Genomic DNA, 25,496 nt, shown 5'->3' with positions numbered 1-25,496 from the left:
GAGTCGGGGCGACGAATCCGGGTGGGACGGCAGGACTACTCTCGTTCCGGAGAGGCTTCGGAGAAGCTTCAAGCCGCGCCCGGAGCCGGTTCCGTCCTGCCTGGGGAGTGGCCGGGGGGGGGCGAGTACGGCGGCACGGGCGCCCGGGGAAGGGGAACGCGTGTCGACGCGTATCGCGGGAGGCACGAGGCAGGCCGCTACGGCATGGACGATGTGGAGCGGTCGGCCGATCGGGGCGAGCGTGATCGCCCAGCTTGTGATGGTCATGATGGGTGTGGAGATCGCGGGGTTCGTCGGCCTGGCCTTTCCGGCTCCCGCCCCGTCGGACGACCCCGGAGTCGCACTGCTCATGGTGCCGTTCCTGCTCTGCTTCGGAGTCCCGTTCTTCCTGGTGGCGAGCCTGCTGGTGGTGCTTCCGACCGTTGCGGCGGCGCGTTGGGCGAGCGTCCGGTTCACCGGCCGCGAGGTGTGGTGGTGGGTCCCGGTGGCCGCGCTGGTCCCGGCCGCGGTGGGCACCGCCGTAGCCGGTATCGCCCTGCACCTGGCTCCGGGCACGCTGCTCCTGTGCTGGCCGGTGGGCGCGGCGCTGCTGACGGGCACCGCGCTGGTGGCCCGCGAGGTCGTGCTGCGGCGCCGCCGGTTGAGAGGAGTGGCCGGCTGGTGCGTGGTGGCCGTCGTGGCCGTGTACGGAATCGGCGCGGGCCTGTACGGCACCGGACTGGTCACGGAGTACCGCCCGCCGAAGGTCGACGCCGCCCAACTGGCCGGGACCTGGACCGACGGCGGGGGCGGCACGTTGCGCCTGGCCGCCGACGGCACGGCACACGCCGAAGCGCTGACCGACCCCGAGGAGGCGTGGCCGGACCCGGCGAAGTCGGCCCCCGCGAAGCACCGTTGCTCGGGGCGGGGCACATGGAGCTACGAAGCCGGTGACTCCACGACCTGGGGGCAGCGCGTGCGGCTCCAAATCGGTGGCTGTCCCGACTACGATGCAACCGGCGGGTGGCGGGTCGGCGGTACCCCGGATCGGATCGAGCTCAACTATGAGTACGGGGACGCGGATTCACCGCACTGGTACACGCTGGCCCCGCGCTGATCGCCCGGTGATCACTCGCCGCCCGACCGGTCAGCCGCCGGCGGCGTACACCAGGAAGTCCGCCCAGGTGGTGGGGGCGAGGGAGAGGTGGGGGCCGTCCGCGTTCTTGGAGTCGCGGACGTGGATGGTGTGGGGGGTGGTGGCGACTTCGACGCAGTCATTTCCGCTACTGCTGTCGCTGTGGCTGCTCTTGAACCATGTCGGCTCGGAGGCATTCCCAGCAGAGGCATTCTGGATCACGTGTTCCTCCAGCACTCGTTGGTACAGGTCGGTTTGGTGATCCGCCTCGCCCTCGGTGGGAGGGCGAGGCGCGGTGTCGCGCTGATCAGAGCTTGGCAGCGTACGTCACGAAGTCGTTCCAGGCGCCGGGGGCGACGGTGAACAGCGGGCCCGGGGCGTTCTTGGAGTCACGGACGTGGACGGTGTGGGGGGTAGTGGCGACCTCGACGCAGTCATTGGGGTTGCTGCTGTCGCTGTAGCTGCTCTTGAACCACGCCAGCTCGGAGCCGTTTCCGGCAGAGGCGTTCCGGATCATGTTTCCTCCAGCATTCGCTTGATGAAAGTCAGCGACTCCCGCGCGCTGAGAGCCTCCGCTCGGATGATGCCATAGCGCAGTTCGAGGATCCTTAGCTGTTTCGGGCTGGAGACGGGACGCCCCCCGAACTCGTCATCGGCGCGCCCAACTGCGGTGCCGTCGCCGAACTTCAGCACCCGGATCCGCCCACTTGTCCCAGGGTGATTCCAATGGGCGGTCGGCATCACCTGGATCTCCACATTGCGCAACTCTCCGACTTTCAAGAGGTGTTCCAACTGCCTGCGCTGGACCATCTTGCCCCCGGTAGGTCGCCGGAGCGTCGACTCTTCCTGGACAAAGCTCAGCTCGGGTGCGGGCGAGCGGTCGAAGATGGACTGCCTGGCCATGCGCGCCGCCACTCCACGTTCCACCTCGTTGTCCGACAGGGCGGGACGCATGGTTTTGAGAAGCGCTCGGGCGCACTCCTCGGTCTGGAGCAGCCCGTGCACGTTATGGCTGCCATAGGACAGCAGCTCCACCGCCCTTGCCTCCATCCGAGCCAGATCCCGGATCTTCTTCGGGTACCGGACCTCCGCCACGTCCGCCTTCATGGCGGAGATCAGCCCGCCTGCCCTCAAGGTCCTGTCGGCCTTGTCCAGATACTCCGGGCGCGGAATCCGTTTGCCCGCCTCGACCTTGTAGACCTGGTCCTCGCCGTACCCGATCGCGAGGCCGAATTCGGCCGCCCGCATCCCTGCGGCCTCTCGGCGCAGCTTCAACTGTCGCCCCACCGTGGCGACGACCGCCGCGCCAGACTCGTCGTCGGGATCGACCTCCCAACCGGGCTCGTCCGTATCGGTCCCGGACTGTTCCGTGCCGTCCGCATCCACCCGCATCCGCGCCACCTCCACCATGGCCTCCTGTCGTCGTCATCGCGACGGCCGTGTCTGTCCGTACGTCCACTCCGGACAGCTCCGACAGCTCCGGACAAGCAGCGGACAGTTACCGTACGCATTCGTCTGATCACTGGTCAGCGTAGGGCGGTGCGGCGAGGCTGAGTGCTGTGAAACAAGAAATCACCCTCCCTCAACACAGCGGCGCTGTCCGCGGGTTCGCCGTGCTGCTCTCGTCCACCCGCCGAGGTGCCCGGCTGGCCCGACTGCTCGCCACGACGCAGCTGGACGAGTGGGGAGTCACGTCACGGGTGGAGGCCGCAGCCCAGATCGTGGCCGAGCTGGCGGCCAACGCCATGGCCCATGGGCGGGTGCACGGGAGGGACTTCCGGCTAGGGCTCGCCCTGTACGGCGGTGGCGCGGTGTTGCGCGTCGAGGTGAGCGACGCGCGTGGCGAGTGCCTGCCGCCCGAGCCGGGGCACACGCTGGTCCCGGACGCCGACCGCGAGTCCGGGCGCGGGCTGCTGATCGTCGAGGCGCTGGCGGACCGTTGGGGCGTCAGCCCGGGGCCCTTGCCCTGCAAGACCGTCTGGGCCGAACTCGATCTCGACCTCGCCCCCGCGCCGTGACCGGGGCCGGTCACCGCTACCGGGATCGGCCGGCCTGGTCCTCCGACCGCCGAGGGGTGCATGAACGAATATCCGTGCGATCACGCTCTCGCCGTCCCGTCGCACACTCGGCTGACCCAGACCAACTGAACTGGAAATAAGCCCGGTTGTCGGGCATATGCTCGCCGAGCGAACACCTTCAGAGGCGTGACGTCCTCAAAAGGCCGCAACACCGCTTTCCGGGAGCCAGTGGCTCGGGACCGTCCGCGACGTACCTCCGGCGGGCCGTCACTCGCCGTTTCTCTCCGCCCAACACATAGACGCAAGTCGTCGGTGACCTGTGCGCCTCTACCGGGCCACGCCCTCCGATCGTTTCAAGCAACTCCAAGGAATCCGTATGGTCAGCTCGTCCCACGAGGCGATGCACCGCATCTTCCAGGAGCACCCGGGGCTCTTCTCCCGTGTTTCCGAGGTGCTGGGGATCTCCATCGGCTCACTGGCCTCGGCCACCGTCATGCCCACGGACCTCACCGAGAACAAGCCACTCGAACGCCGGGTGGACACCCTGCTGCGGATCGACCTGGAGGGCGACGACCAGTCGTACCTCCTGGCGATCGAGGCTCAAGGGAAGAAGGACCCGGAGAAGCCAGTGAGCTGGATGTACTACCTGTCCTACTTGCAGGCCAAGTACAAACTGCCGCCCATGCTGCTGGTCGTCTGCCAGGACCGGGCCACCGCTGAATGGGCCGCTCAGCCGTGCTCCGTCGGGCACCCGCAGGCGCCCGTACTCACCCTGCGCCCGCTCGTCGCGGGCCCGCACAACATGCCCGTGATCAAGGACGTGGCCGAGGCCCGGAAGGACCTGGCGCTGGCCACCCTGGCAGTGATCACGCATGCGGGCGATCCGGACATCGGTACCATGCTGAAAACGCTGTCGACCGCTCTGCGGGATGTGCCGGAAACCATCGCTGACCCCATCGTCGAACTCACCGCACAGGGCCTGGGCAATCGTCCGGCCGCACAACAGTGGAGGAACCTGGTGGCCGTGGATCTTTCGTTCTACAAGTCGGCCCTTTCGGAGGAGCTCCGGGACGAGGGTCGTGCCGAGGGCATCGCGCGGAGTGTGCTGCTTCTGCTGGGGCAGGCCGGTGTGGAGGTCTCGGACGAGGCGCGTGTGCGGATCCTGGGCTGCGGGGACGTCGAGACGCTGAGCCGTTGGCTGCTGCGGGCCCCGAACGCCTCCATCGTTGAGGACATCTTCGCCGGAGAGTAGCCAGCCGCAGGATTGGCGCCGGACCCCGGGGTCCTTACCGCCCCCGGTACTTCGGCGCCCGCCGTTCCACGAAGCCGGCCACGCCCTCGTTGGCGTCGTGCGTGGTCATGTTGATCTCCTGTGCCATGGCCTCCGCCACGAAGGCCGTCGCCCGGTCGGACTCCAGTGAGACGTTCACCAGCTGTTTCGTGAGGGCGATGGACCGGGTCGGGCCCTCGGCCAGCCGTTCGGCCCAGGCGCGGGCCGTCGCCGCCAGCTCCCCGTCGGGTACGACCCGATTGACCAGGCCCAGGCGTTCGGCGTCGGTCGCCGGGAGTGAATCGCCGAAGAACATCAGCTCCTTGGTCCGCTGCGGTCCGATCAGGCGCGGCAGCAGATATGCGCCGCCGCCGTCCGGTACGAGCCCGCGGCGGACGAACACCTCGATGAACTTCGCGGACTCGGCGGCCAGCACCAGATCGCAGGCGAACGCGAGATGGGCGCCGATGCCCGCCGCCGTGCCGTTGACCGCCGCGATCACCGGCTTCTCGCAGTCCAGGACCGCGGCGATCAGGCGCTGCGCGCCGAGCCGGATCGTACGGGCCACGTCCCCCGGAATCCGGTCGCCGGGCGCGCGGGCGCCCGGGGTGGAGGAGCCCGTCGCCGGGGAGCCGCGCAGGTCGGCGCCCGCGCAGAAGCCGCGGCCGGTGGCCGTGAGGACGACCGCCCGGACCGCAGGGTCGGCGGAGGCGTCGGCGAGCAGGGCGATGACGCGTTCCCGCTGGTCCCAGGTGACGGCGTTCATCGCCTCGGGGCGGTTGAGCGTGATCCACGAGACGCCGTTGTCAGTGGTGTGGAGTACCAATGAATCGAGCGGGTCGGCCGGCGAGGTCGGACCGGTTCGTTCGGCGTCCTCGGCGTGCTCGGTGCGCTGATCACGTTCGGTGTGCTCGGCGGTGTCTTCGGGGGAGGACGGCATGAGGCAGCTCCTTGGCAGGTGGTGGGGTCGTGCGCGGCGGCCCGGGGCGGAACGGTGGACCGGGTGGTTGCGGCGGGGCGGTTCGGCGGGACCGAGGTGTCCTGTGGGGCCGATGTGTTCCGTTGGCCCGACGCGTTCAGTCGGTTCGGGCGGCCCGACGAGGGTTTCGGTCCCGCCACCCGTCAGCGGCAGACGGCCAGCGCGTCCAGTGCCACCGCGCCCTGGCCCCGCCCCAGCACCATCAGCGGGTTGATGTCCAGTTCGGCGAGGTCGTCACCCAGTTCCAGCGCCATCCGCTGCACCCGCAGCACGACCTCCACGAGCGCGTCCACGTCCGCCGGCGGGCCGCCGCGCACCCCTTCCAGCAGGGCCCGGCCGCGCAGTTCGCCGAGCATCGACCTGGCCTGGTCCTCGCCGAACGGTGGCACCCGTACGGCCGCGTCGTGCAGCACCTCGACGAGCACGCCGCCCAGCCCGACCGTGACCGTCGGTCCGAACAGCGGGTCCTGCGTGACGCCGACCATCATCTCGACGCCCCGCTCGATCATCTGGCAGACCAGGATGCCGTCCAGGTCGATGCCCTCGTACCGCGCGATGTCGGTCAGCTCGCGGTACGCGTCGCGCACCTGACTGGCGGAGGTCAGTCCGACCTTGACGAGGCCCAGTTCCGTCTTGTGGGTGAGCTGGGCCCCCGACGCCTTCATGACGACCGGGTAGCCGACCAGCCCCGCCGCTCGGACGGCCGCCGCCGCGCTGGTCACCAGTTGCTCGCGCGGCACCCGGATCCCGTACGCCCGCAGCAGCTGCTTCGCCGCGTGCTCGCTCAGCTGGTTGCCCGCGCGCAGCAGTCCCTGTGCCTTGCGGAAGGACGGCGACGGCGTGCGCGGCGCCTCGTCGAAGGGGGAGCGGTAGCGGGTGGTGAACCGGTGGTGGTCCAGATACGCCTTCACGGCGGTGACGCAGTTGCGGAACGTACGGAACGTGGCGACGCGGGAGGACCCGAGCAGCGTCGTGCGGTACGCGTCCTCGGTGCCGACGGGCGAGCCCCACACCACGCAGACCAGCTTGTCCGTGGCCTCCGCCGCGTCCACCAGGTCCTGCGCGAGTTTGTCGCTCATCGGCGGGAAGGGGCCGGTGATCGGACAGATCAGGACCCCTACGTCCGGGTCGGCGAGGATCGCGTCGATGATCTTCCGGCCCCGCCAGTCGCCGACCGGGTGCCCGCCGTTGTCGACCGGGTTCGCGACGTTCAGATAGCCGGGTATCCACTGGTGCAGCTCGCGCTGCTTCTCCTCGGACAGGGTGGGGAGGTTCAGTCCCGCGCCGGTCGCCAGGTCCGAGAAGTGCGCGCCCGTGCCACCGGAGATCGAATACACGACGACTCCGTCGGCCAGCGGCTTGCGGGCCCGGGCCAGCAGTGCGGCCGTGTCCTGGAGCTCGTCGAGCCCGTCCACCCGGATCACGCCGAACTGCCGCATCGCCGCGTCCACCACCTCGTCCGCGCCGGTCAGTTTGCCGGTGTGCGAGGCGGCCGTCCTGGCCCCCGTCTCCGTACGCCCCACCTTGACCGCCACCACCGGCACCCCGGCCCGTGCGGCCCGGTCCGCGGCCAGCAGAAAGGAGCGCCCGTCCTTGAGCCCCTCCACGTAGCAGGCGATGGCCCCGACCTCCGGGCGCTGTGAGAAGTACGAGATGAAGTCGGCGGTCTCCAGATCCGCCTCGTTGCCCGTGGGAGCCCAGTGCGAGAGCCGCACCCCCAGCTCCTGAAGGGTGTACACGGGGCGCCCCTGGTGACCCGACTGGGTGATCAGGGCGATCGCCGGCCCGTCCAGGTCGTCCCGGAACTTCTCGAAGGCGTTGAGGTTGGTGTTCGGCCCGAGCAGCCGCAGCCCGGACCGCTCGACCGCCTCGGCCAGTCGTGCCTGGGCGGCGGCGCCCTCCTCGCCGGTCTCGGCGAATCCGGAGGCGAAGGCGACCGCGAACCTCACTTTGGCCCGGGCGAGTTCCTCGATCACGGGGAGCGGATCGCCGACCAGCAGCACGGCCAGGTCGACCTGCTCCGGCAGATCCGCGACGGACGGGAAGCAGGGCCGTCCGAACACGGTCCCGCGGGTGGGGTGGACGGGATGCAGCCGGGCGCCGACCCGTTCGGCCCAGGCGATCAGCTGTCGGGTGATCCCCGTGTTGGGGCGTCCCTCAGCGTCGGAGGCGCCGACGACGGCCACGGACTCGGGCCGGAAGAACCGGTCCAGGTCCGGCACGGACGCGTGCAGCGGTCGGCCGCTGACATCGAGATCGCCCTCCGCGGCGGCGGTCGCCATGCAGCGGACGGTGGCGTGCGGTTCCTCGCCGCAGGCCACCACCCGGGCGCGGAAGTCGGTGGTGAGGGTGCCGTGAGTCGATCCAAGCATCGTTCCGCCCGCTCCTGCTCGAAGTCCGTCGGGTGCCTGCTTCCGGCCAGCCAATAGCTGACACGCTGTCAGGTTACTGAACTGACGGCTCGTCAGGAATGGGTGTGCAGGCAATACGTGCGGGCGACGCGTGCAGGCAATGCGTACAACCTCCTTGTGATCTTGAACGTCCAATGTGCAGGCCGGTTTTCATCGGCCGCACTCGCCGTCCACGGCCCACCCTTGGGGGAGAGAATGAGATCTGACGTCGCCCGGCGCACCACGCGCCTCGGGGCCCGTACCGCCGCCGCAGCGGCCACCGGCCTGCTGACCGCCGGACTGCTCGCCGTCGGAGCCGCGGTACCCGCGTCCGCCGACGAGCCGGCCGGCCAGACCGACCAGTTGTGGATCAACGCGCCCATCGAACAGACCCTGCCGCTCGGTGGTGGTTCCGACGGCGAGCCGCAGAGCCGTTCGCTGGACATCGGGCTCTCCCACGACAACGACAACTTCGCCGTCACGGACGGCCGGCTCACGGTCGACATCTCCGGCATCGCCGGAGTGGCCGAGGTGACCTGGCCCGACAACTGCACCCCGAGCGGGACGACGGCCGTGTGCGGTGTCCCCGAGGTTCCGGTCGTCGGTGACGCCTACAGCCCGCAGGTCCACCTCACCGTGCGGGCCGCCGAAGGCGCGGCGGCCGGGGCGCACGGCCGGATCACCTACGCGGCCGTCGCCACCGGTGGGCCCACCGGCAGCCTGGAGGCCCCGCTCGACTCGTTCGACACCACGCTCACCGTCGCCGGCGGGCCGGACCTGTCTCTCGGGAACGTCGCACCGGTGAAGGGCGCCCAGCCGGGCAGCACGCACACCGTGCCGTTCACGCTCACCAACAAGGGCGACGGACCTTCCGAGGGCTTCACCGCCAGGCTGGTCGCCTCGTACGGGCTCGATCTCGTCACCCGGTACCCCGAGTGCGCGTACCGGACCATCGGCGGTGACGACTACGCCCCGATGACCGAGGTCGCCTGTACGTTCGACGAGGTCCTCGAACCGGGTGAGTCCTTCGCGCTGCCCGAGCCGATGCGGGTGGCCCTGGCCCCGCACGCGTACGCCGAGCGCCTCGACATCAGCGTCGAGCCCGGCAACGGGGCCACCGACCTGGCGGAGGAGGACAACTACACCATCGCCTCCCTCGGCGCGGTGAACACCGCCGACTTCGAGGCGCGGGGTGCCCGCGTCGCGGGCGTCGCCGGTGAGACCGTGACCGCCGAACTCGGATTCCGCAACAACGGCCCGGCCTGGATCGCCTACCCCGTCTCCGGCGACCCCGTGGCCCGGGTCGACTTCACCGTCCCCGAGGGCGTCACCGTCACCTCCGTGCCCGAGGAGTGCGTGGCGCGCTCCCTGGACGGCGTCGACTCCTGGCCGAGCAGCGCTGGCGCGCCGCGTTACGTGTGCAAGCTGCCGTACTGGAGCCTGCCGGACACGGCGCACGCCTTCTCGTTCAAGCTGCGCATCGACCGGGTCGTTCCCGACGCCACCGGTTCGGTTGTGCTTCGGCCCAGCTTCGGCAGCGAGCCCTTCCCGTTCGACCCGAACCCCGGGAACAACACCGCCCAGGTCGTGGTGAACGCCACCTCCGGGGCCTGACGCACACCCCACCGAACCGCGGCCCCCGGAGGCCTGTCACCGCCGCGTCGGTGCCTGGCATCTCCGGGGCCCGGTAGGGGAGTTCACCGCGCGGGGCGCGGCCGGGCACCAGACCGGCCGCGCCCCGCGCGCGTACCGCTGCGGGCTCGGCCCGTGCGTACCGTTGGGCGCCCGCCCCTTCGTGCGTACCGCCTCTTCGTTGGTACCGCCACGGGCCCGGTGGGCGGGCGGTCAGCGGGCGCGGGCCGTCCTCCGGGCGATCTTCTTCGCGATCTTCGGTGCGTCCAGGGCCATTTCGCGCAGCATGCCGCTGATCGGGTTGGTGAACCCGGTGAAGTACAGGCCGGGAGCCTGCTTGGGCGTACGGCCGCCGCGCACCACCGGGCGGCCCCGGGCGTCCAGCACGCCGAGGTGGCCGACCAACCCCTCCAGGGACCGCCGGTAGCCGGTCGCCGCGATCACCGCGTCCGGAGTGATCCGGTTCCCGTCGGCCAGCACCACCGCGTCCCCGTCGAACGACTCGACGGCCGCCACCGGCACCACCCGGCCGCGCTTCACCGCGGCTATCAGCCCCACGTCCTGCACCGGAATGGCGCCCTCCCGGACCCGTGAGTACAGCCCGGTGTCCGGACGCGGCAGCCCGTACGCGCCGAGGTCGGGCACCGCCAGTCGGCTCATCAGGCGCGCGGCCGGGTCCACCAGCCACACCGGCAGCCTGCGCACCAGGACGGCCGTCGCCTGGGAGGGCCAGCCGAGCGTCGAGCGGCGCACGATGTGCGGCGCCGTGCGCACCGCGATCCGCACCCGTGACGCCCCGCCCTCCACCAGGTCCACGGCGATCTCGGCGCCCGTGTTGCCGATGCCGACGACGAGGACGTCCCGACCCGCGTAGGGTGCGGCGCCGCGGTACTCGGAGGCATGCGCGAACGTGCCGGTGAAGGTGTCGCGCCCCGGCCAGTCGGGGACGCGCGGGGTGTGGTTGAAGCCGGTGGCGACCACGACCGCGCGTCCGGTCAGCATCCGGCCGCCGCTCGCGGCCAGCTGCCAGTCGGAGCCGTCCGGGGCCCGGTCGACGCGGGAGACCTCGACGCCCGTCGCCACCTCCAACTCGTGGTGCTCGGCGTACTTCTCCAGGTAGCGCACCATGTCGTCCCGGGCCACCCAGCGCCCGAAGCGGCGCGGCATCGCCAGGCCCGGCAGCGCGGACCGGCGGCGGGTGGTGTGCAGGCGCAGCCGGTCGTAGTGGCCGCGCCAGGACGCCCCGACGTCGCCGGACTTCTCCAGCACCACCGCCCGCACACCGCGTTCGCGCAGGGCCGCGGCGGCGGCCAGACCGCCCGGACCACCGCCGATGACGTACACGGGCCGGTCCTCGGTGCGGTCGTTGAGGGCCGGGGCGGAACCAGCCGCGGCGGGGGCGGTGTGCGACATGGTTCTGGAGCGTAATCGCGAAGTTGATTGATGGGTCTCGGTCAAGCCCGGAATCGATTGCGAATCGGTCACAGGCCGAATCGATCACGGGAATCAATCGCTCGTGGGGGCCTGCGTCTTGTGCCCGCCGCCGACATCAGGTGAACTGACGTACCGTCAGATTCTTTGGGTGGGAGGGCTCATGCAGACGATCTGGCTCGGCGGAGCCGAGTGGCTGGCCGTTCTCCGGGTGGGCCTCGGGCTGTGGTGGCTGGAGAGCTGGCGGCACAAGGACAAGAAGGGCTGGTTCGAACGCGGTACGGGCATCGCCTGGGCCGCCGACGTGGCGGCGAAACACCGGTGGGGTGCCGTACGCACCGGCTTCCGGCGGATCGTCGCCCCCCGCCCCAGGGCGATGGCCTACGTCGTCGTGTACGCCGAACTCGCCCTCGGGCTGGGTCTGGTCGCCGGATTCCTCACCCCCGTCGCCCTCCTCGGCGGGCTGCTCCTCAACCTTCTCTACCTGGTGCTGATGATCCACGACTGGGCCGAGCAGGGACAGAACGCGATGATGGCGCTCATCTCGCTCGTGGCGCTGTTCGCGATGTCCTGGCAGACCTGGTCCCTCGACCACGCGATCGGACTCTTCCTGTGACCGCCACCGGCCCCGCCCCGCGCTTCGACCTTCCCGAACCCGATGCCTTCACCCGCCCCTACTGGGACGCCGCCGCCCGCGGGCGGCTGCTGCTGCGCCGCTGCGGTGCCTGTGGGCGTGCCCACCACTACCCGCGCGAGTTCTGCCCGTACTGCTGGAGCGAGGACGTCGTGTGGGAGGGAGCCAGCGGGGACGCCACGCTGTACACGTGGTCGGTCGTCCATCGCAACGACCTGCCGCCGTTCGGCGCCCGGGTCCCGTACACCGCTGCCGTGGTCGACCTGGCCGAGGGACCGCGGATGATGACGGAGATCGTGGACTGCGCGGAGCCGGACCTGGTGATCGGTATGCCGCTGCGGGTCACGTTCCGGCGGGAGCCGGGCCGGGAGGCCGTTGCGGTCTTCCGGCCCTGAGCCGCGATGCGATGCCCGGCGTGCCGGTGTCTCAACGCGTCCCGGCGTCGCGCAGCTTGCGGCGTTCCCGGAAGTTGGGGTGGCGAACGGTCACGCCCCCCATGCCGCACGATCCCGTCAGCCGGAGCAGCGGCGCACCGGGAACCCGCTCGCCCGTGGTCCTGTCCTTCAGTCCGCCGAGGCCGAGGGACAGCTCGTCGGCCTGTACGGCCCAGCCCTGCGGGACGACGATCTTCACGCCCCCCATGCCCCCGTGCACGTCCAGTTCGATCTCACGCCACCGGCAGTCGGCGAGGGTGAAGTCGATCCTGACGCCGCCGGCGCCGGCCCGGGCGCGTATCGCCGGGGGCACCTTCCAGCGTCCCGAGCGGGACGCCCCGTGCATGCCTCCGTCGAGGACCAGCGGCTCACCCGCGGCCACCGCGACGGGCACCAGGTCCTCGGTGAGGGGTACCAGTTCCGCGCAGGTCTTGGCGGACAGGGCCAGTCCGAGACGGGTGTCCAGTTCGTCGAGATCGATGCGTCCCTCGGCCGCCGCCTCCCGCAACCGTTCGACCACCGCCTCGCGGTCGGCATCGGAAGCGCGCAGGGGTTTGACGGAACGCGAGGGCTCAGCAGTCATGGCAGTGATGATACGGACGGGCGCGTTGTGAGGCGCCTGTCGCGTTCACGCCCGTACCCGGCGATCCCTCAACGGCTCGCCACGCGCCCCGCAGCTCCCCAGGTCTCCCTCACAGGCCCGGTGCCCCCCACACCGGGAACCACCGCGCCAGGTCCTTCTCCATCCGCAGGTCGTCCCCGAGTACCGCCCTGATCTGCAGCTCCAGCTGGTTGTCACGCTTCTCGACGCCGCCGGGCGCGGGCGCGAACGGGTAGAACGTGCCGCGTTTGTACAGGTAGACCAGGGCCAGCGGGCGATCGTGGTCGTCGCGGAAGCCGATCAGCGAGCAGAGCAGCTGCGGGCCGAAGCCGCCGTCCTGGAGCAGGGTGTTGACCGCGTGCAGATCGTTGACCAGGGACGCCACGTCGTCCGGGGACTGGCGGGCGAGCAGCCAGGTGTAGCCGTACGCGTCCTGGCTGAACTCCACCGGGACGCCGCCGCGGTCGGTGTCGGCGTCGAGGAGTTCGCGCACGTCCTGCTGTACACGGGCGAAGGAGCCGCCCTCGACGCCGGCGAAGCAGACCGAGCCGAGGCCGGTGGGCGTGAACCCGGCGCCCGCCTGGAGGGTGAGGGCGGCGGAGGGTACGGCGAAGAGCTGATCGAGGTCGGGGCGGACCGGTTTGCTGCGGCCCAGGATGGCGTCGAGAAGACCCATGAACGTTCCTTACGGGGGTTCTGGTCCTTGGCGGGTCGTGGACGGGGCGGGGCCGGCTCGCGGGTGAGCGGGGGCCCGGCTCACGGGCGGGCGAGGTCGGCGGAGATGCGGGCCAGCTGGTCGAGGCGCTGTTCCAGGGTCGGGTGGGAGGAGAGCAGCCGGCTCAGGCTCTCCTTGGACGAGAACGCGGGGACGAAGTAGAAGGCGTTGTACGGCTCCGCCTTGCGCAGGTCCTCGGTCGGGATGCGGGCCATCTGGCCGCTCACCTTCGTGAGGGCGGAGGCGAGGGCCGAGGGGCGGCCGGTCAGCAGGGCGGCGGCCCGGTCGGCGGACAGCTCGCGGTAGCGCGAGAGCAGTCGGGTGAGCAGGAAGCTCAGCACGTACACGACCGCGCTGATCAGCGGGATCAGCAGAACCACGATGCCGATGGGATCGTTGCTCCGGCTGCTGCGGGAGAGGCCGCCCCACAGGGCGACACGGGTGATGACCCCGGCCAGCACGCCGAGGAACGAGGCGATCGTCATCACGGCCACGTCGCGGTGGGCCACATGCGACATCTCGTGCGCGAGCACGCCCTCCAGCTCCGGCGGCTCCAGCCTGCGCAGGAGTCCGGTGGTGGCGCAGACCAGGGCCGTCTTCTCGCTGCGGCCCGTGGCGAAGGCGTTCGGTACGTCGCTCTGCGCGATGGCCACGCGCGGCTTCGGCATGTCGGCAAGGGCGCAGATCCGGTCGATGGCGCCGTGCAGCTCGGGCGCCTCCTCCGGCGTCACCTCGCGGGCACCCATGCTGAACGCCGCGATGCGGTCACTGAACCAGAACTGCGCGATGAACATGCCGCCGACCAGGATCAGGACGATCGGCCAGGCGCCGCGCAGCACGGCGAGCAGTACGCCGACCAGGACCACGTACAGCAGTCCGATCAGGAACATGGTGCTGACCATGCGGGTGGTCAGCCCACTGTCCGGGGCGTAACGGGAACGGGTCCGGCTCATAGTCGCCTCCAGTCGCCCTGTCGACTTCCATCTTGCCCCTTTCACCCGAAAAGCGGGGACAAGGCGAGAGCGGGGACGGGCGGGAGGGGGAGGAGGTGCGAGAGCGGGGCACGTGCGGGAGACGGGGGCCGGGGAGGGGCTCGACGTGCGCGCTCGGTCCGGCGGCGGGAGAGTGGCCGACGGAGAGAAAATGGATCAGGGAGGGCCCGAGGGACCGCCGGAGGATATTTGGCCGAACATCACCTGGACCCATTAGATGCCTCGGGCATCTAGTGGGCAGAGATCGGTAGGACTCCCTCCACCCCTGCGAGGTCTGCCATGGCAGTTGCCGAGACCATCCCGTTCCCGCAGAACCGCACCTGCCCCTATCACCCCCCGACCGAATACCGCGGCGCGCACCACGGTGACCAGCCCGTCTTCCCTGTTCGTCTGTTCGATGGACGCACGGTGTGGATGGTGACGGGACACGCCGAGGCGCGCTCACTCCTGGTGGACCCGAGAATGTCGTCCGACCGGGAGAACCCCTCGTTCCCGATCTTCGCCGAACGGGTGGCCAAGTCGTCCCTGCGCCGTGTCGAACTGATCGGCGTCGACGACCCGGAACACAACGTCCAGCGCCGGATGCTGATCCCGAGCTTCACGGTCAAGCGGACGGAGGCCCTGCGGCCGCATATCCAGCAGATCGTGGACCGGCTCCTCGACCAGATGATCGAGCAGGGGCCGCCGACCGACCTGATCGGCGACTTCGCACTGCCCGTGCCCTCCATGGTCATCTGCTCGCTCCTCGGCGTGCCCTACTCCGACCACGAGTTCTTCGAGGCGCAGTCGCGCAAGCTGCTGCGCGGTCCCGCGGCGGCCGACGTGGAGGCCGCGAGGGAGGCGCTCGACGACTACTTCCGTGTGCTGATCGAGCAGAAGCGCACCGCCCCGGGCGAGGGGCTGCTGGACGAGCTCATCGCGAAGCAGCTGGAGACCGGGGCTGTGGACCACGAACAACTGGTCCGGCTGTCCGAGATCCTGCTCGTGGCCGGCCACGAGACGACCGCCAACATGATCTCGCTCGGTACGTTCACCCTGCTCCAGCATCCCGACCAGCTGGCCCGGATGCGCGAGTCGGACGACCTGATGACCTCCGCGGTCGAGGAACTGCTGCGCTTCCTGTCCATCGCCGACGGGATGGCGCGGGTGGCCGTGGCGGACATCGAGGTGGGCGGCGTGACCATCAGGGAGGGCGACGGCATCATCCTGTCCACCTCGGTGATCAACCGCGACGAGAACGTCTACCCCTCGCCGGACGAACTGGACGTCGGCCGGAACGCGCGCAACCACGTCGCGTTCGGGTTCGGGGTCCACCAGTGCCTGGGGCAGAACCTGGCGCGGGCCGAACTGGAGATCGCGCTGCGCGAGCTGTTGCGGCGCCTTCCGGGGCTGAGTCTGGCGGTGCCCGCGGACGAGGTTCCGTTCAAGCCGGGCGACACCATTCAGGGGCTGCTCGAACTGCCTGTGACGTGGTGATCTCGAATCTCCCGTGACGTGGTGATCCGGTGACCGGGACCGGAGTGCCCCGACCGGCCGGACCGGCCGGATCCCTGGGATCGCCCGGACTGGAGAGGCGGCCCGGATCGGCCGGGCCGCTCTGGCCGGCCGGAACGCTCGGATCGGCCGCGCCGCTCGGATCGGCGGGAACGCTCGGATCGGCGGGAACGCTCGGATCGGCGGGAACGCTCGGATCGGCCGGACCGGCCGGATCGGAAAGGTTTGACAAGATGCGGATCGACATCGACAAGGAGCGGTGCATCGGCGCGGGTCAGTGCGCGCTCAACGCACCGAAGGTGTTCACCCAGGACGACGACGGGTTCAGCGAACTGCTGCCCGACTACGAGGACGCCCTCGAAGGGCCCACGGTCAAGGAGGCCGCCCGCGCCTGCCCGGTGCAGGCGATCACCATCACCTGACCATCACCTCGGTCGTCGGGTGCGACCCGTGGGCCCGTGAGCGTGCGGGGGCGTGACTCCGTATGGGGTCGCGTCCCCGCACGGTGTCCACGCGGGCAGCTCCTTCCGCGCGGTCCGGGACCTTCCGCGCGGTCGTGGTGGGCCGTCCGGGGTGGGCCGGTCGGGGTGGGCCGGTCGGGGTGGGCCGTACGTGGTCAGGGCCAGAGCAGTTCCCGGTCCCAGGTGTCCTCCCGCCTGACGTAGCGCAGCCGTACGTGACGTCGTTCGGCGTCCCCCTGGAAGAACTCGACCGCCCGGGGCTCGACCACGTACCGCGTCCAGCTCACGACCTCCGCGTCCGGCTCCGCACGGGCCCGCTCCCAGGCCAGGTCGGAGGCGCGGTTCAGATCGTCGTACGAGCCCAGCACCTCGCTCTGCCGCCCGACCAGCGCCGACGCCAGCGCCCCGGTCGAGCGGGCGTGCAGATCGGCCTGGCTCTCGGCGGGCGAGCAGGCGGTGACCGGCCCCCGTACCCGAACCTGCCGACCCTGGGCGGGCCAGTAGAAGCCGAGAGCGGCGTGTGGGTGGGCGGTGAGCTGGTGGCCCTTCGCGCTGGTGCGGTGGGTGGCGAAGTGCCAGCCGCGCTCGTCCGCGTCGTGCAGCATCACCGTCCGCACGTCGGGCCGCCCCTCGGCGTCGACGGTGGCCAGCGACATCGTGTGCGGCTCGGTCTGCCCGGCCGCCACGGCCTCGGCGAACCACGCGTGGAAGAGCGGAAGCGGGGCGGCGGGCGCGGCATCCGGGGCGAAGGCCGGAAGGTCGATGTCCCAGACGCGCTGGGCGTGCAGCAGGTCGAGGAAGCTCTGCCGCGCGTCGGACTTCTGTACGTCACTCATGGCCCCCATTGCAGCGCATGGCCGCTTGCCGTGTTCCCGCACGGTCCCGTCCCGGGTTTCCGTTCCTGTTCCCGTCCGGCCCCGTCGCGGGTTTCCGTTCCTCCGTCCCTCTGTCTCCCCGTCCGTGCTTCCGGCATCCGGCCCGGCCCGTCCGTGCCTCCGGCATCCGGCCCGGCCCGTCCGTGCTCCCGGTATCCGGCCCGGCCCGTCCGTGCTTCCGGTATCCGGCCCGGCCCGTCCGTGCCTCGACCGGGCCTCGTGCGCCGGCCGCTTCAGCCCCGCCCCAGCACCACCGTCCCCGACGAACAGAACCAGCCGCCCGTCCCCGACGCCACCGCCAGTTCCGGCAGTCCGCCGCCCCTCCTGTGCACCTGGCGCGCGCCCGCCTCCCCGCGCAGCTGCCGTACCGCCTCCACCAGCAGGAACAGCCCGCGCATCCCGGGGTGGCAGGCGGACAGCCCGCCACCGTCCGTGTTGACCGGCAGCTCGCCGGTCAGGCCGGTCCGGCCCTTCTCCACGAACGCGCCGCCCTCGCCCTTCGCGCAGAATCCCAGGTCCTCCAGCGTCACCAGCGTCATGTAGGTGAACGCGTCGTAGATCTCCGCGAGATCGATGTCCGACGGCCGCACCCCGGCCCGCTCGAACGCCAGTCGGCCCGAGACCGCCGCCGGGGAGACCGTGAAGTCGTCCCACTCGGACATGGCGGAGTGCGAGACGTGTTCGCCCGTGCCGAGGACCCACACGGGGTCCTTCGCCGTGTCCGGTACGTGGTCCTCGGCTGCCAGCAGCACCGCGCAGCCGCCGTCGCTGCGGATGCAGCAGTGCAGCTTGGTGAACGGGTCCGCGATCATCGGCCCCGACAGCACGTCGTCCACGGTGATCGGGTCACGGAACATCGCGTCCGGGTTGGCCGCGGCGTTCGCCCGTGCCTGGACCGCCACCTCGGCGAGCTGTTCCAGGGTCGTCCCGTACTCGTGCATGTGGCGGCGGGCGGCCATCGCGTACTTCGCGATCAGCGAGTGCCCGTAGGGCGCCTCGAACTGGAGCGGACCGCGCGCCCCGAAGGAGAGGTTGGAGGTCCGGCGCCCCGCCTTGATGTCCGCCCGGGCCGTCGACCCGTACACCAGCAGTACGGCATCGGCGTGACCCGCGGCGATGGCGTCCGCCGCGTGGGCCGCCATCACCTCCCAGGTCGAGCCGCCCACCGCGGTGGAATCCACCCATCTGGGCTTCAGCCCCAGGTACTCGGCGACCTCGACCGGGGCGAGCGCGCCGAGCCCGGCGGAGGCGAAGCCGTCGACCACGGACCGGTCCAGGCCCGAATCGGCCAGTGCCCGACGTGCGGCCTGGGCGTGCAGGGCGTACGGCGTGGCGTCGTCGACGCGTCCGCAGTCCGCGAGCGATATGCCGACGACGGCGACCTTGCGGTGGGAGGCAGACATGAATCTGACGGTACATCAGATCCGCTTCGGGCGGACCGTCGCGTACGCCGTCGCCACGCGGGCCGTCCGGTCGGGGCGCCCCGCGGTCGGCCGGGCGTGCCGCCGCGCGGGCCGGCCGTCCGGGCCGCCTCGTCGGTGATGCGGGCGGTCCCGTCGGTCGCGTGGCGCCCCGGATGCGCGGCTCTGGGCATCTCGGCGGATCAGCCCTAACATGACGGACCGTCAGATCGGCGGCCGGGGCCGCCGAGGGGAAGGAGCCCGACGATGGACGCCGCCTTCACCGCGGAGCAGGACGCGATCCGCCGCACCCTGCGGGAACTGCTCGCCGAGCACACCGGATCGGACGGAATCCGGAGCGCCGTACGCACCGCCGACGGATACGACACGGCCCTGTGGCACCGCCTCGCCCGCGACCTCGGGCTGCCCGGACTCGCCCTCCCGGAGGAGTACGGGGGCGTCGGCTGCGGCCTCACCGAACTCGCCGTCGCCTGTGAGGAGACCGGGCGGGTCCTGCTGCCGTCGCCGCTGATCGCCACCGCCGCCCTGGCCGCGCCCCTGATCGCCGCACTCGGCACCGGGGCCCAGCGCGCCGCCCTGCTGCCGCGCCTCGCCACGGGCGGGCTGACCGCGACCCTCGCCGTCCCCGGCGACTCGCTCCCCGCCGCGCTCGGCCTCACCGACGACCCGACCGGTGGCGCCTGGGCGGGTGGCGGCCGGGCGGGCGGCATCCAGGCCGTACCGGCCGTCGACGGGGCGGGCTGGCGGCTGTACGGGGAGGCCGCGCAGGTCCTGGACGGGCACAGCGCGGGACTCCTCGTGGTCGCCGCCCACGCCGGGGGCTTCCCGCGCAGCCGTACGCTCCTCTTCCTGGTCCGCCCGGACGGGGCGGCCGGTGTCGTCCGGGTCCGTCGGACCACCCTGGACGAGACCCGCCCGCTGGCCCGCGTCGAACTGCGGGACGCCGGTGCCGAGCTCCTGGGCGCGGACCGCACCGCGGACGTGACCGGCGCACTCGCCTCGGCCGGCCCCCCGGTCGCCGCCCTGCTCGCGGCGGAGGCGGTGGGGTCGGCGACGAGCGCGCTGGAGCGAACCGTCGAGTACGTCAGGACGCGCGAACAGTTCGGCCGGGCGATCGGCTCCTTCCAGGCCGTGAAGCACCGTCTCGCGGACCTGTACGTACGGGTGCGGGCCGCTCGTTCCGCGGCGTACTACGCGGCCTGGGACCCGGCCGCCGCCGGGGGCCTCGCCCTCGCCCAGGCACTGGAGGCCCTGCGGACCACCGCGGCCGAGTCCGTGCAACTGCACGGCGGGATCGGGTTCACCTGGGAACACGACGCCCACCTGTACTTCAAGCGGGCCGCCGCGGACGAACTGCTCTTCGGGCCCGTCCACGGGCTTCGCGCCCACGCGGCGGAGCTGGCCGGTCTGTTCGCGCCTGCTGGCGGCGCGCGCCCCGGCGACATGCGTACGGGCGGCGTACGCCCCGGCGCCGTACATCCGGGCGGCGCTCGCCGCGGCGACCAACATCCGGGCGGCGCACAGGCGGCCGGGCGGGTGGCCGTCTGATGGCGTCCGGTGTCCGGCTGATCCAGAAGGTCTCCGCCACCCGGGCCTTCGCGAGGATCGCCCCGCACGTCATCCCGGCCATGGACCGGGCGGTGCACCGACTCACGCGCGGCAGGGTGCTGCTCAGTGCCCGGATGCTGCCGGGGCTGGTGCTCACGGTGCCGGGCGCGAGGAGCGGGCGGCCCAGGACCACTCCGCTGGCCTGCATGCCGGAGGGCGGGGCGGCCGTGCCGGGGGACGGGTCACCCCGGAGCTGGATCCTGGTCGGCAGCAACTTCGGCCGCCCGGGGCATCCGGCCTGGACCGCGAACCTGCTGGCCGGTCCCGACAAGGCCGTCATCAACTGGAACGGGCGCGACATCCCCGTACGCGCCAGGCTGTTGAAGGGTGCGGAGCGGGAGACGGCGTGGCGGGCGGCGCTGAGGTTCTGGCCCCCGTACGCGTCCTACCAGGCACGGATCGAGCGGGAGATCCGGCTCTTCAGACTGGAACAGTCGGGTGACGCGACGGGCTGACGGAGCGAACCGGCGGGGTCGGCCACCCGGTGGGGCCGCCGGTCCCGGGGGCCCGGCCACCCGGTGCCGGGGCGCCGATCGGCAGGACCGGCCGTCCGGCGGGGCCGTGCGGCGCGCGACGAACCGGTGATGCGTACCGGGGCCCCCGGGAAGCCCCGGATACGCCGACGGCGGACCACGCATGTGGTCCGCCGTCGGCGAGACAGGACCTGGGGCGCCCGGATCGGCCGGACGGTACCCAGTGGGGGAAGTGAGGGGGACCCGGCGCGGGACTACCTCGTCGGTTTCTTGCCGGTGATGCCGAGATGCACCAACAGTGCGAGGTTCGGCTTGAGTTCGGCCTGCTTCACGCCCCAGGTCGTGAAGCCCTTCTGGTGGGAGGCAACCGCGGCCAGCATCGCGACGATCGAACCGGCCATCGCGGCGGCGCTGACGTCCTTGTCGACCTTGCCACGGGCCTGGAGGTCCTTCACCGCCTCCGTGAGGGAGTTGGTCACCGAATTGAGGATCTTCATGCGGATCTTGTAGAAGCGTTTGTCGCCCTCGGCCGCTCCGAGGTCGACCACGCGCAGGATCGCGTCATGATGTCGCCAGAAGTCGAGGAACCCCTCGACGAGCTCTTCGGCGGTCTGCCAGCCGGCCTTGCCGACCCAGGAGCGACCGGCGACCAATTCGGTCAATCCGGCGCCCTCTTTGGCCATTTCCTCGGCGATTTCGAGGACGGCGCCCTCGACGTCGGGGAAGTACTGGTAGAAGGTCGCGGGTGAAGTCCCCGCCCTACGGGCCACGTCGATGACCTTGACGTCCCGGTACGGCGAGGAACTGAGCATCTCGCTGAGGCAGTCGAGCAGCTTCTGCCGCGTCGCCTGTCCGCGTCGACCGGCCACGCGGCCGTCGACGGTGCGTACTTGTCCTGTCATGCCGTCAGCTTACCGAGGGGTGATCCGAGCGCGATTCGGCCGACTGCAAATGGGGAGCCCCGCAGGTGCGCCGGGGGGAGTGGCCGAAAAGTGACGCATGGACCCCGCAGGCAGACAAGTCCTATCAACAGCCTGTGGATAACTTCGGTGGATAACTTTCTGTGACGCCGCGATATCGAACTTTCCTTCGAAGGGTGATCCCGGTGTGGCCACCCGGGGCGCGGCGCGCGCCACTCGCGGTTACGTTTGCTGTGACGAGCGTCACCGCTATGAACCGTGAACCATCGCGGACGACCGAACGCCACCGCGAACGGCCGGGGTGGTCGAGAGCGGTCGGGGCAACGGCGTGAAGACGGAAGGACCGGGCCATGGCCGCATTCGCGCGATCCGCGCCGTGCTGGGTGGATGTGCAGCTTCCCGACCTCGAAGCGGGCAAGCGCTTCTACGGCGAGCTGTTCGGCTGGACCTTCCGGCCCGGCGAGGGCCCGTACGCGGACGCGTTCAGCGGCGGCAGGCTGGTCGCCGCGCTCGTCGCCAAGCAGGACGGCCGCATGCCCACCGCCTGGGGGATCTACTTCGCGACCGACGACGCCGCCGCGTCCGTCGCCCGGATCAGGGAGGCGGGCGGCACGGTGATCACCGATCCCGTGTGGGTCGGCCGTGCGGGGGTGGTCGCCCAGGCGGCCGACCCCGGCGGGGCGGTGTTCGGGCTGTGGCAGGCCGGTGAGCGCGAGGGCTTCGAGAAGCAGAACGAACCCGTCTCGTTCTGCTGGACCGAGGTCCACACCCGGCAGCGGGACCGCGTCGACGCCTTCTACGAGGAGGTCTTCGGCTTCCAGGGCACGGATCTCGGTGCCTCCGGTGCCGACGTCTCCGATTCCGGTACCGGCTCCGGCACTTCCGATTCCGGTGACTCCAGCTCCGACGCCTCCGATGCCGATGTTCCCGGTACCTCCGACGCCTCCGGTACCTCCGGCGCGGGCGGCTCCGGATCCGCCGAGCCCGGAGCGACCGGAAGCGGAACCGCCGGGCCGGGATCCGCCGAACCCCGTACGACCGAGCGGGGATCCGCCGAGCCCGGTTCCGCCGAACCCGATGCGACCGAGCACGACGCCGCCGCCTCCGGCCCCGACTTCCGTATGTGGTCCCCGGCGGGCACCGAGCCGGGTCCCGACACCGCGATCGGTGGCCGCAGCGTCATCACCGACGCCTTCCCCGCCGAACTGCCCAGCTACTTCCTCGTCTGCTTCGCGGTCGAGGACTGCAACTCCACCGCGGGTCACGCCGTACGCCTCGGCGGTCGCATCACCAAGCCGCCCTTCGACGTCCCGTACGGACGGATGGCGGTGCTCCAGGACGATCAGGGCGCCGTGTTCGCCGTGCTTCAGCCCGTTGTGTCCGGGAAGCGGACGGAGTGACCTGTGACACCCCGGTCCGCCCCCGGGTTCGCAACCGGGGGCTCAGCCAGGAACAATCGGGGTGCGCACCGCCGGGTGGTGCCCAGTGGTGAGACGCCGCACAAGGCGGGTTTTCGCGGGCTTCCGTTTCTGGAGGTCCGTACGGGGAGGTGGCAGGGCAAGTGGTGGAGCAGCTGACGCAGCACGACCCGAGGCGGATCGGCCCGTTCGAGGTGCTGGGACGGCTCGGGGCCGGCGGCATGGGGCTGGTCTATCTCGCACGCTCGGCTTCGGGCCGGCGAGTGGCGATCAAGACGGTGCGTACGGAGCTCGCCGAGGACCAGCTGTTCCGGGTCCGCTTCACGCGTGAGGTGGAGGCCGCCCGGGCGGTCAGCGGCTTCTACACGGCCGCGGTCGTGGACGCCGACCCGCGGGCCGCCGTGCCGTGGCTCGCCACCGCCTATGTGCCCGCTCCCTCACTCGAAGAGATCGTGAACGAGTGCGGTCCCATGCCGGTGCAGGCGGTGCGCTGGCTGGCCGCCGGGATCGCCGAGGCGCTCCAGTCGATCCACGGCGCCGGGCTCGTCCACCGCGACATGAAGCCGTCGAACGTGCTCGTCGTCGAGGACGGTCCCCGGGTGATCGACTTCGGGATCGCGTCGGGCGTCTCCAACACCCGGCTGACCATGACGAACGTCGCCGTCGGTACCCCCGCGTACATGTCGCCCGAGCAGGCCAGGGACTCGCGCAGCGTCACCGGCGCCAGTGACATCTTCTCGCTCGGCTCGACCCTGGTCTTCGCCGCCACCGGCCACGCGCCGTTCCACGGGGGCAACCCCGTGGAGACGGTCTTCATGCTGCTGCGCGAGGGCCCCGATCTTGAGGGGCTGCCGGAGGAGCTGCGTCCGCTGATCGAGTCCTGCATGCAGATGGACGCCGCCCTGCGCCCCAGCCCCGCCGACCTCCAGGCCCAGCTCGCCCCGCACCTCTTCGCCTCCGGCGGTGACGACAGCGGTACGGCCTCGGCGTGGCTGCCGTCCGCCGCCACCGCGCTGATCGAGCAACGCCGGGGCGGTCGCAAGCCCGCTTCCCACGCGCCCGCATCCGCGCCCGCCCCCGGACCCGGCACCGCGCCACCGGCACCCGCTCCCGGGCCCGCGCCGGCCCCGGTGCCTCCGCCGCCCCAGCAGCCGCCGGCCGCCGATCCGCATCCCGCGTGGCACGGCGGCGACGCGGATCCGCACCCCGCCGCCCCGGCCCAACTGCCCGACGGCGGCGGCCCGGTCCGGCTGCCCGGCACGCAGGTGCCGATCGGCCCCGGTCCGCGTGCCCAGGATGTGCGGGCCGCCGCCACGGCCGCCCCGGACGCCGGCCACGCGACCGGCTGGGTGCGCCCGCCCACAGGGGTGAACGGTGCGGCCGCCACCGGCGCCGCCGGGGTGAACGGAGGCGCCCCGCCCGCCCCGCTGCCCGCGCCGACGCACGCCCCCGACGCGCCGCCCCCGGGCCCCGAGCGCTGGCGGCCCTGGCGCTTCCGGATGTCGAACGACGTCTGGGGCACCCCCGTCGTCGTCGGGGACCTCCTCTACGTCACCTCGTTCGAGGTGCACGCCCTGGACATCGGCAACGGGCGGCGCCAGTTCAAGACCCGGGACGTGGCCTGGGCGATGGCCGTCGAGGGAGGCAGGATCCACGCCTCCGACGGGCCGTCGCTGTACGCCCTGGACGCCACGACCGGCGCCGAGCAATGGCGGCTGCAGACCGACGCCTGGGTGTACTCCCTGAAGGCCGAGCGCGGCACCGTCGTCACCGGCACCCGGGGCGGCGGCGTCCAGGCGTGGGAGGCGTCCACGGGCGAGAAGCTGTGGGAGGCCATGGGCGTACAGACCGACTTCGAGTCGCAGGACGCGGGGCCCGCGCTCCACGACGGCACGGTCTTCCTCTGGCAGGACGCCCGGCTGCGCGCCGTCGACGCGCGCACCGGCATGGAGCGCTGGGCGTACCCCATCGGCGACGCGGCCTCCTGCGGTGGTGTGCCGGTCCGGGTGACCCCGGCGTCGGACGGTTTCGTGTACATCAGCGCCGGTGCCCGGGTGCTGGCCGTCGATCTCGTGTCCGGCCACGTCCGCTGGCACTTCGAGTCGCCCGCGGTGTTCCTCTCCCCGCCCGCGTTCGCGCCCGGACCCGCCGTCACCGGAGGCGGCGTGTACCTCGCGGACTACCTCGGCACGGTGTACGCGCTCGACGCCTCGACCGGCAAGGACCGCTGGCGGATCGCCACGGAGTCCCGGCAGTCGGCCGAGCCGGTCCTGGTGACGGGGGGGAACGTCCATGTCGGCAGTGGCAGCGCGCTGTACACGCTCGACGCGGTCACCGGCACCCCGAAGTGGCGGTTCGCGGCGGGCGGAGAGGTGGTGGGCGCGCCCGTGGTCGCCGACGGCCGGGTGCACTTCGGCTCCGCCGACCACGTCCTCTACACCCTGGACGCGGCGGGCGGACAGCTCCGCTGGAAGCTGGCGACGGGCGGCGAGATCACCGGTTCCCCGGTGGCGCGCGGCGGTGTCGTGTACGCGTGCAGCAAGGACCGCTGCGTGTACGCGCTGGACGCGCTGAAGGGGACGGGCACGGGCAACCGCGCCCGCACGTAGCACAGCG

24 protein-coding genes are annotated in these 25,496 nt (G+C 71.7%); 12 read left to right on the top strand and 12 right to left on the bottom strand.

Features of this window, described 5'->3' with window-relative positions; all coding sequences use genetic code 11:
- The first annotated feature begins 160 nt into the window (after window positions 1-160).
- A complete protein-coding gene (locus tag ACFYY6_RS02870; RefSeq protein WP_351627014.1) occupies window positions 161-1,096 on the top strand; it encodes a hypothetical protein in 936 nt (311 codons plus the stop codon).
- Between the two features lie 30 nt (window positions 1,097-1,126).
- On the opposite strand, the gene ACFYY6_RS02865 is transcribed toward ACFYY6_RS02870, so the two are convergent.
- From ACFYY6_RS02865 to ACFYY6_RS02855, 3 genes are all read right to left on the bottom strand, one after another.
- Window positions 1,127-1,336, bottom strand: coding sequence for a DUF397 domain-containing protein (locus ACFYY6_RS02865; RefSeq protein ID WP_386610172.1), 210 nt, complete (start codon window positions 1,334-1,336; stop codon window positions 1,127-1,129).
- Window positions 1,337-1,421: 85 nt separating this feature from the next.
- Window positions 1,422-1,631, bottom strand: coding sequence for a DUF397 domain-containing protein (locus tag ACFYY6_RS02860; protein ID WP_351627020.1), 210 nt, complete (start codon window positions 1,629-1,631; stop codon window positions 1,422-1,424).
- Window positions 1,628-2,506 carry a helix-turn-helix transcriptional regulator gene (locus tag ACFYY6_RS02855; RefSeq protein WP_351627105.1) on the bottom strand — a complete coding sequence of 293 codons (879 nt, stop codon included), beginning with the start codon at window positions 2,504-2,506 and terminating at the stop codon, window positions 1,628-1,630. The genes ACFYY6_RS02860 and ACFYY6_RS02855 overlap by 4 nt, the downstream gene beginning before the upstream one ends.
- A gap of 167 nt (window positions 2,507-2,673) precedes the next feature.
- On the opposite strand from ACFYY6_RS02855, the gene ACFYY6_RS02850 reads away from it, so the two are divergent.
- Both ACFYY6_RS02850 and ACFYY6_RS02845 read left to right on the top strand, forming a co-directional pair.
- Window positions 2,674-3,132: an ATP-binding protein gene (locus ACFYY6_RS02850; RefSeq protein ID WP_351627023.1), complete on the top strand. Its 459-nt coding sequence runs from the start codon at window positions 2,674-2,676 to the stop codon at window positions 3,130-3,132.
- Window positions 3,133-3,508: 376 nt separating this feature from the next.
- The gene (locus tag ACFYY6_RS02845) at window positions 3,509-4,384 is read left to right on the top strand and encodes a hypothetical protein (RefSeq protein WP_351627026.1); all 876 of its coding nucleotides are present in this window, start codon (window positions 3,509-3,511) and stop codon (window positions 4,382-4,384) included.
- Window positions 4,385-4,418: 34 nt separating this feature from the next.
- Here ACFYY6_RS02845 and ACFYY6_RS02840 read toward each other — a convergent pair whose 3' ends face one another.
- A complete protein-coding gene (locus tag ACFYY6_RS02840) occupies window positions 4,419-5,342 on the bottom strand; it encodes an enoyl-CoA hydratase/isomerase family protein (RefSeq protein ID WP_389191355.1) in 924 nt (307 codons plus the stop codon).
- A 182-nt stretch (window positions 5,343-5,524) separates the two neighbouring features.
- Complete coding sequence (locus ACFYY6_RS02835; protein WP_351627031.1) at window positions 5,525-7,753, bottom strand: acetate--CoA ligase family protein; 2,229 nt, start codon at window positions 7,751-7,753, stop codon at window positions 5,525-5,527.
- Between the two features lie 234 nt (window positions 7,754-7,987).
- Here ACFYY6_RS02835 and ACFYY6_RS02830 point away from each other — a divergent pair, with 234 nt between their 5' ends.
- On the top strand, window positions 7,988-9,385 hold the full coding sequence (locus ACFYY6_RS02830) for a hypothetical protein (protein ID WP_351519727.1): 1,398 nt from the start codon (window positions 7,988-7,990) through the stop codon (window positions 9,383-9,385).
- 231 nt (window positions 9,386-9,616) lie between these two features.
- Here ACFYY6_RS02830 and ACFYY6_RS02825 read toward each other — a convergent pair whose 3' ends face one another.
- The gene (locus ACFYY6_RS02825) at window positions 9,617-10,816 is read right to left on the bottom strand and encodes a flavin-containing monooxygenase (protein WP_389191352.1); all 1,200 of its coding nucleotides are present in this window, start codon (window positions 10,814-10,816) and stop codon (window positions 9,617-9,619) included.
- Between the two features lie 181 nt (window positions 10,817-10,997).
- On the opposite strand from ACFYY6_RS02825, the gene ACFYY6_RS02820 reads away from it, so the two are divergent.
- Both ACFYY6_RS02820 and ACFYY6_RS02815 read left to right on the top strand, forming a co-directional pair.
- Complete coding sequence (locus tag ACFYY6_RS02820; RefSeq protein WP_389191349.1) at window positions 10,998-11,450, top strand: DoxX family protein; 453 nt, start codon at window positions 10,998-11,000, stop codon at window positions 11,448-11,450.
- A complete protein-coding gene (locus ACFYY6_RS02815; protein WP_073785495.1) occupies window positions 11,447-11,863 on the top strand; it encodes a Zn-ribbon domain-containing OB-fold protein in 417 nt (138 codons plus the stop codon). Before ACFYY6_RS02820 ends, ACFYY6_RS02815 begins: the two co-directional genes overlap by 4 nt.
- 31 nt (window positions 11,864-11,894) lie before the next feature.
- On the opposite strand, the gene ACFYY6_RS02810 is transcribed toward ACFYY6_RS02815, so the two are convergent.
- The 3 genes from ACFYY6_RS02810 to htpX form a co-directional block, all read right to left on the bottom strand.
- The gene (locus ACFYY6_RS02810) at window positions 11,895-12,485 is read right to left on the bottom strand and encodes a DUF1707 domain-containing protein (RefSeq protein ID WP_073785493.1); all 591 of its coding nucleotides are present in this window, start codon (window positions 12,483-12,485) and stop codon (window positions 11,895-11,897) included.
- Between the two features lie 109 nt (window positions 12,486-12,594).
- Window positions 12,595-13,179, bottom strand: coding sequence for a hypothetical protein (locus ACFYY6_RS02805; RefSeq protein ID WP_073785491.1), 585 nt, complete (start codon window positions 13,177-13,179; stop codon window positions 12,595-12,597).
- Between the two features lie 80 nt (window positions 13,180-13,259).
- Window positions 13,260-14,171: a zinc metalloprotease HtpX gene (gene htpX, locus ACFYY6_RS02800; protein WP_389191346.1), complete on the bottom strand. Its 912-nt coding sequence runs from the start codon at window positions 14,169-14,171 to the stop codon at window positions 13,260-13,262.
- Between the two features lie 318 nt (window positions 14,172-14,489).
- On the opposite strand from htpX, the gene ACFYY6_RS02795 reads away from it, so the two are divergent.
- Together ACFYY6_RS02795 and ACFYY6_RS02790 are read left to right on the top strand one after the other, a co-directional pair.
- The gene (locus ACFYY6_RS02795) at window positions 14,490-15,686 is read left to right on the top strand and encodes a cytochrome P450 (protein WP_389191343.1); all 1,197 of its coding nucleotides are present in this window, start codon (window positions 14,490-14,492) and stop codon (window positions 15,684-15,686) included.
- A gap of 251 nt (window positions 15,687-15,937) precedes the next feature.
- Entirely contained in the window at window positions 15,938-16,126 is a 189-nt protein-coding gene (locus ACFYY6_RS02790) for a ferredoxin (protein ID WP_073785485.1), read from the top strand.
- A 194-nt stretch (window positions 16,127-16,320) separates the two neighbouring features.
- Here ACFYY6_RS02790 and ACFYY6_RS02785 read toward each other — a convergent pair whose 3' ends face one another.
- Both ACFYY6_RS02785 and ACFYY6_RS02780 read right to left on the bottom strand, forming a co-directional pair.
- Window positions 16,321-17,010, bottom strand: coding sequence for a pyridoxal 5'-phosphate synthase (locus ACFYY6_RS02785; protein WP_386608392.1), 690 nt, complete (start codon window positions 17,008-17,010; stop codon window positions 16,321-16,323).
- Between the two features lie 263 nt (window positions 17,011-17,273).
- Complete coding sequence (locus ACFYY6_RS02780; protein ID WP_389191340.1) at window positions 17,274-18,443, bottom strand: acetyl-CoA acetyltransferase; 1,170 nt, start codon at window positions 18,441-18,443, stop codon at window positions 17,274-17,276.
- A gap of 264 nt (window positions 18,444-18,707) precedes the next feature.
- Between ACFYY6_RS02780 and ACFYY6_RS02775 the strand changes: the two genes are divergently transcribed.
- Both ACFYY6_RS02775 and ACFYY6_RS02770 read left to right on the top strand, forming a co-directional pair.
- Window positions 18,708-20,009 (top strand): acyl-CoA dehydrogenase family protein, encoded by a 1,302-nt coding sequence (locus tag ACFYY6_RS02775; protein WP_389191337.1) that lies wholly within the window; start codon window positions 18,708-18,710, stop codon window positions 20,007-20,009.
- Window positions 20,009-20,524, top strand: a complete 516-nt coding sequence (locus ACFYY6_RS02770; protein ID WP_351627054.1) for a nitroreductase family deazaflavin-dependent oxidoreductase — start codon at window positions 20,009-20,011, stop codon at window positions 20,522-20,524. Before ACFYY6_RS02775 ends, ACFYY6_RS02770 begins: the two co-directional genes overlap by 1 nt.
- A gap of 272 nt (window positions 20,525-20,796) precedes the next feature.
- On the opposite strand, the gene ACFYY6_RS02765 is transcribed toward ACFYY6_RS02770, so the two are convergent.
- The gene (locus tag ACFYY6_RS02765; protein ID WP_351519710.1) at window positions 20,797-21,444 is read right to left on the bottom strand and encodes a TetR family transcriptional regulator; all 648 of its coding nucleotides are present in this window, start codon (window positions 21,442-21,444) and stop codon (window positions 20,797-20,799) included.
- Between the two features lie 368 nt (window positions 21,445-21,812).
- Here ACFYY6_RS02765 and ACFYY6_RS02760 point away from each other — a divergent pair, with 368 nt between their 5' ends.
- Window positions 21,813-22,862, top strand: coding sequence for a VOC family protein (locus ACFYY6_RS02760; RefSeq protein ID WP_389191334.1), 1,050 nt, complete (start codon window positions 21,813-21,815; stop codon window positions 22,860-22,862).
- Window positions 22,863-23,026: 164 nt separating this feature from the next.
- Entirely contained in the window at window positions 23,027-25,489 is a 2,463-nt protein-coding gene (locus ACFYY6_RS02755) for a PQQ-binding-like beta-propeller repeat protein (protein WP_389191473.1), read from the top strand.
- Window positions 25,490-25,496 lie beyond the last annotated feature (7 nt).

The organism is Streptomyces sp. NPDC001750, assembly GCF_042892615.1.
Classification (GTDB): Bacteria; Actinomycetota; Actinomycetes; order Streptomycetales; family Streptomycetaceae; genus Streptomyces.
Note: the sequence above shows the minus strand (reverse complement) of the source record. Positions and strands in the feature narration are given on the sequence as shown.

Bases quoted from the DNA above. Each gene is read 5' to 3' on its own strand.
- ACFYY6_RS02835 (WP_351627031.1), bottom strand. From the start codon at position 7,753: ATGCTTGGATCGACTCACGGCACCCTCACCACCGACTTCCGCGCCCGG.
- ACFYY6_RS02840 (WP_389191355.1), bottom strand. From the start codon at position 5,342: ATGCCGTCCTCCCCCGAAGACACCGCCGAGCACACCGAACGTGATCAG.
- ACFYY6_RS02770 (WP_351627054.1), top strand. From the start codon at position 20,009: ATGGCGTCCGGTGTCCGGCTGATCCAGAAGGTCTCCGCCACCCGGGCC.
- ACFYY6_RS02845 (WP_351627026.1), top strand. From the start codon at position 3,509: ATGGTCAGCTCGTCCCACGAGGCGATGCACCGCATCTTCCAGGAGCAC.
- ACFYY6_RS02825 (WP_389191352.1), bottom strand. From the start codon at position 10,816: ATGTCGCACACCGCCCCCGCCGCGGCTGGTTCCGCCCCGGCCCTCAAC.
- ACFYY6_RS02795 (WP_389191343.1), top strand. From the start codon at position 14,490: ATGGCAGTTGCCGAGACCATCCCGTTCCCGCAGAACCGCACCTGCCCC.
- ACFYY6_RS02760 (WP_389191334.1), top strand. From the start codon at position 21,813: ATGGCCGCATTCGCGCGATCCGCGCCGTGCTGGGTGGATGTGCAGCTT.
- ACFYY6_RS02830 (WP_351519727.1), top strand. From the start codon at position 7,988: ATGAGATCTGACGTCGCCCGGCGCACCACGCGCCTCGGGGCCCGTACC.
- ACFYY6_RS02805 (WP_073785491.1), bottom strand. From the start codon at position 13,179: ATGGGTCTTCTCGACGCCATCCTGGGCCGCAGCAAACCGGTCCGCCCC.
- ACFYY6_RS02855 (WP_351627105.1), bottom strand. From the start codon at position 2,506: ATGCGGGTGGATGCGGACGGCACGGAACAGTCCGGGACCGATACGGAC.
- ACFYY6_RS02785 (WP_386608392.1), bottom strand. From the start codon at position 17,010: ATGGGGGCCATGAGTGACGTACAGAAGTCCGACGCGCGGCAGAGCTTC.
- ACFYY6_RS02860 (WP_351627020.1), bottom strand. From the start codon at position 1,631: ATGATCCGGAACGCCTCTGCCGGAAACGGCTCCGAGCTGGCGTGGTTC.
- htpX (WP_389191346.1), bottom strand. From the start codon at position 14,171: ATGAGCCGGACCCGTTCCCGTTACGCCCCGGACAGTGGGCTGACCACC.
- ACFYY6_RS02790 (WP_073785485.1), top strand. From the start codon at position 15,938: ATGCGGATCGACATCGACAAGGAGCGGTGCATCGGCGCGGGTCAGTGC.
- ACFYY6_RS02775 (WP_389191337.1), top strand. From the start codon at position 18,708: ATGGACGCCGCCTTCACCGCGGAGCAGGACGCGATCCGCCGCACCCTG.
- ACFYY6_RS02820 (WP_389191349.1), top strand. From the start codon at position 10,998: ATGCAGACGATCTGGCTCGGCGGAGCCGAGTGGCTGGCCGTTCTCCGG.
- ACFYY6_RS02810 (WP_073785493.1), bottom strand. From the start codon at position 12,485: ATGACTGCTGAGCCCTCGCGTTCCGTCAAACCCCTGCGCGCTTCCGAT.
- ACFYY6_RS02765 (WP_351519710.1), bottom strand. From the start codon at position 21,444: ATGACAGGACAAGTACGCACCGTCGACGGCCGCGTGGCCGGTCGACGC.
- ACFYY6_RS02780 (WP_389191340.1), bottom strand. From the start codon at position 18,443: ATGTCTGCCTCCCACCGCAAGGTCGCCGTCGTCGGCATATCGCTCGCG.